This window comes from Kangiella sp. (assembly GCF_014762745.1).
In the GTDB taxonomy this organism is placed as follows: Bacteria; Pseudomonadota; Gammaproteobacteria; order Enterobacterales; family Kangiellaceae; genus Kangiella.
Genome location: NZ_JABURJ010000113.1, coordinates 1 through 9,703, shown reverse-complemented (window position 1 = coordinate 9,703; position 9,703 = coordinate 1). Strand labels below are relative to the sequence as shown.

Annotated in this window: 8 protein-coding genes; 6 read left to right on the top strand and 2 right to left on the bottom strand. The window is 45.6% G+C overall.

Going from position 1 to position 9,703, the window contains the following annotated elements:
• The 6 genes from atpD to HUJ19_RS09745 form a co-directional block, all read left to right on the top strand.
• Positions 1–1,133 (top strand): F0F1 ATP synthase subunit beta (atpD, locus tag HUJ19_RS09770; RefSeq protein ID WP_290623897.1); only part of this gene is annotated, 1,133 nt, incomplete at its 5' end.
• 26 nt (positions 1,134–1,159) lie between these two features.
• The gene (locus HUJ19_RS09765; RefSeq protein ID WP_290623895.1) at positions 1,160–1,585 is read left to right on the top strand and encodes a F0F1 ATP synthase subunit epsilon; all 426 of its coding nucleotides are present in this window, start codon (positions 1,160–1,162) and stop codon (positions 1,583–1,585) included.
• 428 nt (positions 1,586–2,013) lie between these two features.
• Positions 2,014–3,402: a bifunctional UDP-N-acetylglucosamine diphosphorylase/glucosamine-1-phosphate N-acetyltransferase GlmU gene (gene glmU, locus HUJ19_RS09760; protein WP_290623893.1), complete on the top strand. Its 1,389-nt coding sequence runs from the start codon at positions 2,014–2,016 to the stop codon at positions 3,400–3,402.
• Positions 3,402–5,231 (top strand): glutamine--fructose-6-phosphate transaminase (isomerizing), encoded by a 1,830-nt coding sequence (gene glmS, locus HUJ19_RS09755; protein WP_290623891.1) that lies wholly within the window; start codon positions 3,402–3,404, stop codon positions 5,229–5,231. Before glmU ends, glmS begins: the two co-directional genes overlap by 1 nt.
• A 13-nt stretch (positions 5,232–5,244) precedes the next feature.
• The gene (locus HUJ19_RS09750) at positions 5,245–5,859 is read left to right on the top strand and encodes a thiol:disulfide interchange protein DsbA/DsbL (RefSeq protein ID WP_290623889.1); all 615 of its coding nucleotides are present in this window, start codon (positions 5,245–5,247) and stop codon (positions 5,857–5,859) included.
• Positions 5,860–5,917: 58 nt separating this feature from the next.
• Positions 5,918–6,823, top strand: a complete 906-nt coding sequence (locus HUJ19_RS09745) for a lysophospholipid acyltransferase family protein (RefSeq protein ID WP_290623887.1) — start codon at positions 5,918–5,920, stop codon at positions 6,821–6,823.
• A gap of 14 nt (positions 6,824–6,837) precedes the next feature.
• On the opposite strand, the gene HUJ19_RS09740 is transcribed toward HUJ19_RS09745, so the two are convergent.
• Both HUJ19_RS09740 and trkA read right to left on the bottom strand, forming a co-directional pair.
• On the bottom strand, positions 6,838–8,286 hold the full coding sequence (locus HUJ19_RS09740; RefSeq protein WP_290623885.1) for a TrkH family potassium uptake protein: 1,449 nt from the start codon (positions 8,284–8,286) through the stop codon (positions 6,838–6,840).
• A 14-nt stretch (positions 8,287–8,300) separates the two neighbouring features.
• Entirely contained in the window at positions 8,301–9,674 is a 1,374-nt protein-coding gene (trkA, locus tag HUJ19_RS09735; protein WP_290623899.1) for a Trk system potassium transporter TrkA, read from the bottom strand.
• Positions 9,675–9,703 lie beyond the last annotated feature (29 nt).

Sequence of the window (9,703 nt, the reverse complement as noted above, 5' to 3'; positions counted from 1 at the left end):
CCCTCGGCCGTATCATGGACGTGCTTGGTAACCCAATCGATCAGAAAGGTCCTATTGGTGAACAGGAGCGTATGTCTATTCACCGTAAAGCGCCTAAGCTGGAAGAACTTGCGCCTGCAAACGAATTGCTAGAAACCGGTATTAAAGTTATCGACCTGGTTTGCCCTTTCGCGAAAGGCGGTAAAGTTGGTCTGTTCGGTGGTGCTGGTGTTGGTAAGACAGTAAACATGATGGAGCTTATTCGTAACATCGCGATTGAGCACTCAGGTTACTCTGTATTTGCCGGTGTTGGTGAGCGTACTCGTGAGGGTAATGACTTCTATCACGAAATGACAGATTCTAACGTTATCGACAAAGTATCATTGGTTTATGGTCAGATGAACGAACCACCAGGTAACCGTCTACGTGTTGCATTGACTGGTTTGACAATGGCCGAAAAATTCCGTGATGAAGGTCGTGACGTACTATTATTCATCGATAACATTTACCGTTATACGCTGGCAGGTACCGAGGTATCAGCATTGCTAGGTCGTATGCCTTCTGCGGTAGGTTATCAGCCAACTCTGGCGGAAGAGATGGGTGTTCTTCAGGAGCGTATTACTTCAACTAAAACTGGTTCGATTACATCGATTCAGGCGGTATACGTACCTGCGGATGACTTGACTGACCCTTCTCCTGCTACAACCTTTGCTCACTTGGACGCGACTGTTGTATTGTCTCGTCAAATTGCAGAGCTTGGTATTTACCCTGCGGTTGATCCACTTGACTCTACTTCGCGTCAGCTTGATCCGCTAGTAATTGGTAGCGAGCACTATGATGTTGCTCGTGGCGTTCAGGGTGTATTACAACGCTATAAAGAGTTGAAAGACATTATTGCGATTCTGGGTATGGACGAGCTATCTGAAGAAGATAAGCAAACCGTTGCCCGTGCTCGTAAAATTCAACGTTTCTTGTCACAACCATTCTTCGTAGCAGAAGTATTTACAGGTTCTCCTGGTAAATATGTATCGCTAAAAGACACCATTGCTGGCTTTAAAGGTATTTTGAACGGTGAATACGATCACTTACCTGAGCAGGCATTCTACATGGTCGGTTCAATCGAAGAAGCGGTTGAAAAGGCGAAAAATATTTAATCCAGCCCTAAAATTAGGGGGACCTAATGGCAATGACAGTACATTTGGATATCGTTAGCGCCGAAGAGTCAATCTTCTCTGGTAAAGTTGAACGATTGATTGCAAACGGTGACTTGGGTGAGCTTGGTGTTGAACCAGGCCACGCCCCTTTGCTAACGTCCCTGAACCCAGGGCCAATCAAGGTCACGTTACCAGGTGGCGAAGAAGAATTCTTCTTTGTTTCTGGTGGTATGCTTGAAGTTCTACCACATGTTGTGACTGTACTTGCAGATACTGCGGTACGTGCAGAAGATGTGGATGAAGCGAAAGCTCTGGAAGCGGAAAAAATGGCTCGTGAAGCACTTCAGGATCAAAGCTCGGAGATTGAATACTCTAAAGCTGCGGCTGAACTTGCTGAAGCGGTTGCTCAATTAAGAACTTTACGTGCGATTCGTAAGAAAGCCGGCAAATAAGTTTTTAATACCCGTTATAAAAAGGTGGCTAGTTAGCCACCTTTTTTTATGCTTGGAATTTATATTAGTTAACCAGATTACAGCCATAATCGACTGGATCGTTAATAGTGAGGTCTATTGACGAATAGAGTCTATACTAAATAAAGACCAGTTCATCTGTTTGGTGATTGTTAAAGAACAGTTGATCCCAATATTGCAGCTGTCAGTTCACTAAGTTCCCCCCTTAACTTTGGCGGATCAAATTTGAGTGTTGTCCTGGCTTTGCATGAAGAGACAGGTGAAGGTGTCTTCACTATGGTTGAAACAGACTTGCTCGAGAGTTAAAAAGTGAATGGTGCTTAAACTGTAAAAAAAAAACTTTACGGTAAGGGTTAAAAAAACGGTAAAAGTGGTAAAATGCGCGCTTATTTAGGAAATTCGAATATATTATGGGTTTAAGTGTCGTTATTCTCGCTGCGGGTAAAGGAACTCGCATGCAATCCAACATGCCGAAAGTACTGCATAAGATTGCAGGTAAAAGCATGCTGCAACATGTCATAGATGCCGCACAGCAGCTACAACCAGAGCAAATGATTGTGGTTGCGGGGCATGAAATTGATCAGGTTAAAGCCAGTGTCGCTGAACAAGAGGTCTTAATCGCAGAGCAGGCTCAACAGCTTGGTACCGGTCACGCAGTGGATCAGGCCCTGCCATTAGTCACAGAAGGTAACCAGGTGCTGGTGCTTTATGGTGATGTACCGCTAATTCAGAAAGAGACTTTGAAACAACTGATTGATGCACAACCAAAAGATGGCATTGGCTTGTTAACGGTTAAACTAAAAGACCCATCAGGTTATGGCCGAATCATTCGCAATGGTGAAGGTCGCATTACCGCGATTGTTGAGCAGAAAGATGCCAGCATGGAACAGCTAGCCATTAATGAAGTGAATACCGGCATATTGGCGGTGGGTAGCCATAAACTTAAGCAATGGCTAAATAATATTGATAATAATAATGCTCAAGGTGAATATTATCTGACCGATACCATCGCCATGGCTGCCAATGAAGGCGGCGTTAGAGCCTGTCACCCCGCTTCACCGATTGAAGTTGAAGGGGTGAATAGCCGAGTGCAACTGGCGCAGCTTGAACGCGCATTCCAAAAACAGCAGGCTGAAAAGCTGATGAGTGAAGGCGTCACTTTAATTGATCCTGCTCGCTTCGATGTGCGCGGTAGTTTAAGTTGCGCTACGGACGTGGTTATTGATGTGAATCTAATCACCGAAGGTGAGGTTAGTATTGGCCGTGGTACTCATATTGGCGCCAACTGCATCATCATCAATTCAAAAATCGGAGCTAACTGTGTTATCAAGCCAAACAGTATTATCGAAGGTGCTGTGATTGAGTCAGAATGTTCGGTTGGCCCTTTTGCACGGATAAGGCCGGGCACGCAGCTTGCACAGGGTGCCTTTATCGGTAACTTTGTAGAAACTAAAAACACAGTGATAGGACAAGGAAGCAAGGCAAGTCATTTAAGCTACATCGGTGATGCCGAGATTGGTAGCGGTGTTAATATCGGCGCAGGCGTGATTACCTGTAATTACGATGGCGCCAACAAACATAAGACAACAGTTGAAGATAATGTATTTATTGGTTCTGACTCTCAGTTAGTTGCACCAGTGACCATTGGTAAGGGTGCGACTGTAGGCGCCGGAACAACGGTCACAAAAGATGTGACCCCCGGTGAACTTTGCATCAGTCGCGTTGCCCAAAAGCACATTGAAGGCTGGCAGCGTCCAGTAAAAAAACAGACCAAGAATAATTTAGAGGATAAGAAATAATGTGTGGCATTGTTGGTGCTATTGCGCAAAGAGATGTTAGCCAGATATTAGTGGAAGGTTTAAAGCGCCTTGAATACCGTGGTTATGATTCAGCTGGCCTGGCGATTTATAACAACCACCAGATTCAGCGGTTACGTCGTTTAGGTAAAGTTTCTGAACTCGATCAGGCTTTAAAAGAGACGCCACTACCGGGTGGTCTCGGTATTGCTCATACCCGTTGGGCAACACATGGTGAGCCGAGTGAGCGAAATGCCCATCCACATATGTCAGAAAACAATATTGCGTTGGTACATAACGGCATTATCGAAAACCATGATGAATTGCGCGATGAGTTAAAAGCAAAGGGCTATGTGTTTACTTCTGATACTGATACTGAAGTAATGGCTCATTGCTTACACGAAGAGTTGAAAACAAGCAGTAATCTGCTTGAAGCCTTACAGAAAACGACGAAAAAACTGCAAGGCGCTTACGGTACTGTAGCGATTGACGCTAACGATCCAGACAAAATGGTCGTGGCGCGCTCGGGTAGCCCGCTAGTGATTGGTAAAGGCATTGGTGAATACTTTGTGGCCTCCGATCAGCTTGCGCTGCTACCGGTAACTCGTGACTTTATCTATCTTGAAGAAGGTGAGGTGGCCGAAGTACGTCGTGACGGCGTGACCATATTAGATAGCGATGGAAAAGAGGTAGAGCGCGAGTTCGAAACCTCTGATATCCAGCATGATGCTGTGGACAAGGGGCGTTATCGCCACTTTATGCTTAAGGAAATATTTGAGCAGCCACAAGTGGTTAATGACACCCTTGAAGGACGATTGGTCAATCATAAAATTATTATTGAAACCTTAGGCGCTAACGCTAATAAGGTTTTTGCTGATACACAGGCAGTACAGATTATTGCCTGCGGTACCAGCTATCATGCAGCCATGGTAGCAAAATACTGGATAGAAGATTATTTACAGATCCCCTGCCTGGTTGAGATTGCCAGCGAATACCGTTACCGTGAGACAGCTGTTTTACCTAACAGTTTATTTGTCACCATTTCTCAGTCGGGCGAAACCGCTGATACATTGGCGGCACTGAAAAAAGCGAAAGAACAGGGCTATCTTGGCACTTTGACAGTATGTAACTCCCCTGCTTCATCGATGGTGCGTGAGTCAGATTTCACTCTGTTAACCCGTGCTGGAACAGAAATTGGCGTAGCATCAACCAAAGCCTTCACGGCTCAGTTAGTTTCCTTAATGTTGTTGATGGTATCCATCGGTAAGGCCAAGGGTCTCGATGAGTCAAAAGAAAAGGCTATCGCTGAGGCGTTAGAGCATTTGCCCAATGAAATTCAGGCAGTATTGGAACAAGCTGAAGCGATTGAGGATCTATCAGAGCAATTTGCCGAAAAACATCACACCTTGTTTCTGGGGCGTGGTCAGCAATACCCGATTGCCATGGAAGCAGCCTTAAAACTCAAAGAAATTTCCTATATTCACGCTGAAGCCTATGCTGCTGGTGAATTAAAGCACGGCCCACTGGCATTAATTGACAAAGAAATGCCAATTGTGGTGGTTGCACCGAAGGATAATTTGCTGGAAAAGCTCAAGTCAAATATTGAGGAAGTTCGCTCCAGAGGGGGCCAGCTCTTTGTTTTTGCTGATGAGTCAGCTAATATTCAGAGTTCTGATGGTATAACTGTCTTTCCAATAAAAAGTCAGTACGCAATAACTGCGCCTATGGTCTACACCATACCGATGCAGTTGTTATCTTATTATGTAGCTGTAATTAAAGGTACAGATGTTGATCAGCCTCGTAACCTGGCTAAATCTGTAACCGTAGAGTAAACCGGAGACATCCATGAAATTAAAGACATTATTTGGTGCTGCATTAGCACTTTTAGCATTGACTCAAGTAGCTTGCGCAGAAGCAAATACTGCCAGTAAGGCAAAAGAAGGCCAAGATTACACCGTTTATTCAGGCGCAAAAGGTACAGATAAACCTGAAGTGATGGAGTTCTTTGCCTATACCTGCGGGCATTGCTACAACATGGAAGGCTTCTTGGCCAAGTGGAAACCGACAAAACCAGAAGAAGTCACCTTTAAGCAGGTTCCACTATTTTTCCCATCTGCAGGCCATTACACCTATGCCTTCTATGTGGCTGAGTTACTGAATGTGTCTGATAAGGTGCATCCAGCCATTTACCATCAGCTTCATGTAAAAAAACAAAATATTCCGAATAAGCAGGCCTTGATTCCAATTTTTGAAGCTGCCGGTATAACTGCCGAGGAGTTTGAAAAAGCTTACAACTCATTTGCGGTACAGAACAAAGTACAATATGCAAAAAAATTATCTCGCGAGTTTAAGATTACAGGAACACCGACTTTCGTGGTAAACCAAAAATATAAGGTAACTGATTATAAAAATCTGGATTACATGCTAAGCCAGTTCCCAATCGAATCGCTTACTAAGTAAGCAAAAAGGTTATAATAAATGCCGGTCCTGCCGGCATTTTTTTATAGGCAAAGAAAATATGGCAAAAGGTAAAGCAGTTACTTCCAGTCCAATCAAAGTATTCATAATTCGAAGTATGATTCGAATATTTTCGGTACTTCCAAAGTTTGTGGGAGACTGGATTGGCAGTTTATTTGCCAGTATCAGTCGCTTGACTAAGTCTCGTGCCTATACCACGACAAAAACCAATGTGGAGCAATGCCTACCTGAGCTCACCGATGAGCAAAGACAGAAAATTATTCAGCAAAGTCTGGCTCATACTGGACGACTTTTCAGCGAGGCTGCCAAAATCTGGTGTAAGGACAATGCAGAAAGCTGGCTGGATAATATCTATGGCGAAGAGGCGGTTAAAGCCACTCTGAACAGCGGCAAAGGGGTTTTGATAACCGGTGCTCATATCGGTAACTGGGAAGCTGCTCTCTACTATCTTGGTAGTCGTTATACTTTTCATTGCATGTACCGCCCTCCTCGTCAGCTAGAGATGGATGAAGTTATCTGTAAGGGCCGCTGCAAGAACCAGACCACCATGGTCAAAGGTAATAGCAGGGGTGTCATGCACCTGATTGAAGTGTTACAGGCTGGAGAAGTTGCAGCCATTCTCAGTGATCAGGAGCCGGGGCGTCGAGCCGGTATTTTCGTGCCATTCTTCGGAAAACCGGCGTTGACTATGACATTGGTGCAAAAAGTACAACAAAAGAGTCATGCCGAGGTCTATCAGATAGCGGCTATCCGAAATGAAAAAGGTAAGTTTGATGTCTATCTGGAGCCTTTGAACATGGAACCAGGACTTGATGAGTTAGCTTACGCCAGCAATCTCAATCAGCATTTAGAAGCGATGATTCGCCGATTCCCAGAGCAATACCAGTGGTCTTATAAACGATTTAAAACCACTGAAGATGGCTCAAAAAATATTTATCGCCAGTAGCAACAAGTAGAAGATCAACGGCGCCAGAAATAAGGCGTGAAGAGCACCAGCAAAGTAAAGATTTCTAGTCGCCCGAGTAGCATGGCAAAGCTTAATACATACTTTGCAAGATCGCTTAAACCACTGTAGTTAACCGCAACATCACCCAGTCCTGGCCCCAGGTTATTCATACAGGCGGCAACTGCTGAGAAGGCGGTGATTTGATCCAGTCCATCTGCTAGCAGGATCAGCATCAGCACCACAAACAGTACTACATAAGTAGCAAAAAAGCCCCATACTGCCTGCACCACTCTATCGGAAACGGAATTCTTTCCTAGTTTAATAAGGAAGATACCATTCGGGTGAATCAGTCGCTTAATTTCTCGCATCCCCTGCTTAAATAGGAGCAGCACCCTGATCACTTTCATGCCGCCACCGGTAGATCCTGCGCTAGCACCGATAAAGCTGGAAAAAATCAGTAACACTGGAAGCAGGGTTGGCCAGGCGGCGAAGTCAGCGCTGGCAAAACCTGCAGTGGTTGCGATAGAAACCGAGTGGAAAATACTTTTGACCAGCGCATCTGTAAACTCGTATTGCTGATAATAAAGAAGTACCGCCGTGCAACATAAAATAACCACGGACAAAATAGCAAAATAACCTTTGAACTCTGGATCCTTAAGATAGGGACGAATGGTCAGGTTACGAACGGAAATAAAATGTAGGGCGAAATTGATGCCCGCGATAAACATGAAAAATGCACAGATTAATTCTATGGTATTGCTACCGAAGAATCCCATGCTGGCATCGTGAGTGGAAAAACCGCCGATGGCAACCGTAGAAAAACTATGCGCTATGGCATCAAAGGCTGTCATGCCAGCCAACCAATAGGCAAGAGCACAGGCAATGGTCAGGCCAAGATAAATATACCAGAGTGCTTTGGCGGTACCGGCAATGCGAGGGGTTAATTTATTATCCTTCATGGGCCCCGGCATTTCGGCGCGATAGAGCTGCATCCCCCCAATACCTAGCAGAGGAAGAATGGCAACTGCTAAAACGATGATACCCATACCGCCTAGCCATTGTAGCTGTTGTCGATAATATAGAATCGAGTGAGGTAGATCATCCAATCCACTGATAACAGTTGCACCAGTGGTCGTCAGTCCGGAGAAGGATTCAAAGATGGCATCAGCTAAACTGACTGGAAGCGACTGGGCCAGAATAAGAGGTACAGCACCAAAGGTACTCAGTACCGTCCAAAACAGCACAACAATTAAAAAGCCGTCACGGATTTTCAGTTCTGCGCGAGCTTTTCTTTTAGGCCAGAACAGCACGACCCCAGTGATTAGCGACAGGAAGAAGGTACTGATAAAGGCACTGCCGCCACCGTCTTCATAGATGGCAGAAACAATGGCTGGCGGCAACATGGTAATACTGAAAACCATCAGCAGAATGCCAAGGATACGGATGATGGTTGCGTATTGCATGTGCCCAGGCCTGATTAGAAGTAAGTAACGTTAACTTGGAACAGGCGCTCAACATCGTGGATATAGGCTTTATCCACCATGAAAAGCACTACATGGTCATTTTCGCGAATGATGACATTTTCGTGGGCAATGATAACCTGATCCTCGCGCACAATGGCACCAATCGAAGTACCGGGTGGCAAGGGGAGCTCACCAATGGTACGCCCGACAACCAGCGAGCTTTGTTCATTGCCCTTGGCAACCGCTTCAATCGCTTCGGCTGCGCCACGACGCAATGAATAAACATTAGAAACCAGGCCACGACGGATATGTTTTAGCAAGCTGCCGATAGTGACCTGTTGTGGCGAAATCGCAATATCAATTTGATGACCCTGGATCAGATCAACGTAAGCAGTGCGGTTGATCAGAACCATAGTTTTGCGAACGCCGAGCTTCTTGGCCAAAAGCGCCGACATGATGTTGGCTTCATCGTCATTGGTCACCGAAATGAAGAGATCAAAGTCACCAATATTCTCGTCTTTAAGCATGTCTTCGTCAGAGACATCACCTTGCAGCACCAGCGTATCGTGCAGGACGTCGGCCAATTCCTGAGTTCGCTCAGGACTACGCTCGATGATTTTAACCTGCATTTTGCTTTCTAAAGCTTTTGCCAGGCCTTCACCAATGTTACCGCCACCGGCAATCATCACCCGACTGTAGTTTTTCTCGAGGCGTTGCAGTTCGCTCATCACCGAGCGGATATGTTTTTTAGCAGCCAGGAAGAAGACCTCATCATCCGCTTCAATGATGGTGTGGCCGGTCGGCACAATCGGTGCACCACGACGGAAAATGGCGGCGACGCGGGTGTCTACATTGGGTAGATGGTGTTTCAACTCCGACAGAGCATTACCGACCAGCGGGCCGCCATAGTAGGCACGAACGGCCACCAGACGCACTTTGCCTTCGGCAAAATCAAGCACCTGAAAAGCACCGGGGTTTTCAATCAGACGGGTAATATATTGAGTGACCAGCTTTTCGGGGCTGATAACCACATCTACAGGTATATGATTATCTTTAAAGATGATGTCTTTATTGTGGTAATTGGGCGAGCGGATTCGGGCAATTTTAGTGGGGGTTTGATACAGGCTGTGTGCGATCTGACAGGCAATCATGTTGACTTCATCGCTGTTAGTCACCGCCACCAGCATGTCTGCATCTTCAATGCCTGCGTTGTAAAGCACATCTGGATAGGCGCCATGACCGACAATAGTTCGAAGATCCAGATGATCTTGGATATCGCGTAAACGCTTGCCATCAGTATCGATCAGCGTGATGTCGTTATCTTCGCCTTCCAGATTGAGCGCCAATGTTGTGCCAACCTGCCCGGCTCCGAGAATGATGATTTTCATAACGACAATTAAGATCCTTGCCTTATTAT

What these genes read in the sequence shown, in the direction of transcription:
- HUJ19_RS09750 (WP_290623889.1), top strand. Translation starts at nt 5,245, where the DNA reads ATGAAATTAAAGACATTATTTGGTGCTGCATTAGCACTTTTAGCATTG.
- HUJ19_RS09740 (WP_290623885.1), bottom strand. Translation starts at nt 8,286, where the DNA reads ATGCAATACGCAACCATCATCCGTATCCTTGGCATTCTGCTGATGGTT.
- HUJ19_RS09745 (WP_290623887.1), top strand. Translation starts at nt 5,918, where the DNA reads ATGGCAAAAGGTAAAGCAGTTACTTCCAGTCCAATCAAAGTATTCATA.
- trkA (WP_290623899.1), bottom strand. Translation starts at nt 9,674, where the DNA reads ATGAAAATCATCATTCTCGGAGCCGGGCAGGTTGGCACAACATTGGCG.
- glmU (WP_290623893.1), top strand. Translation starts at nt 2,014, where the DNA reads ATGGGTTTAAGTGTCGTTATTCTCGCTGCGGGTAAAGGAACTCGCATG.
- HUJ19_RS09765 (WP_290623895.1), top strand. Translation starts at nt 1,160, where the DNA reads ATGGCAATGACAGTACATTTGGATATCGTTAGCGCCGAAGAGTCAATC.
- glmS (WP_290623891.1), top strand. Translation starts at nt 3,402, where the DNA reads ATGTGTGGCATTGTTGGTGCTATTGCGCAAAGAGATGTTAGCCAGATA.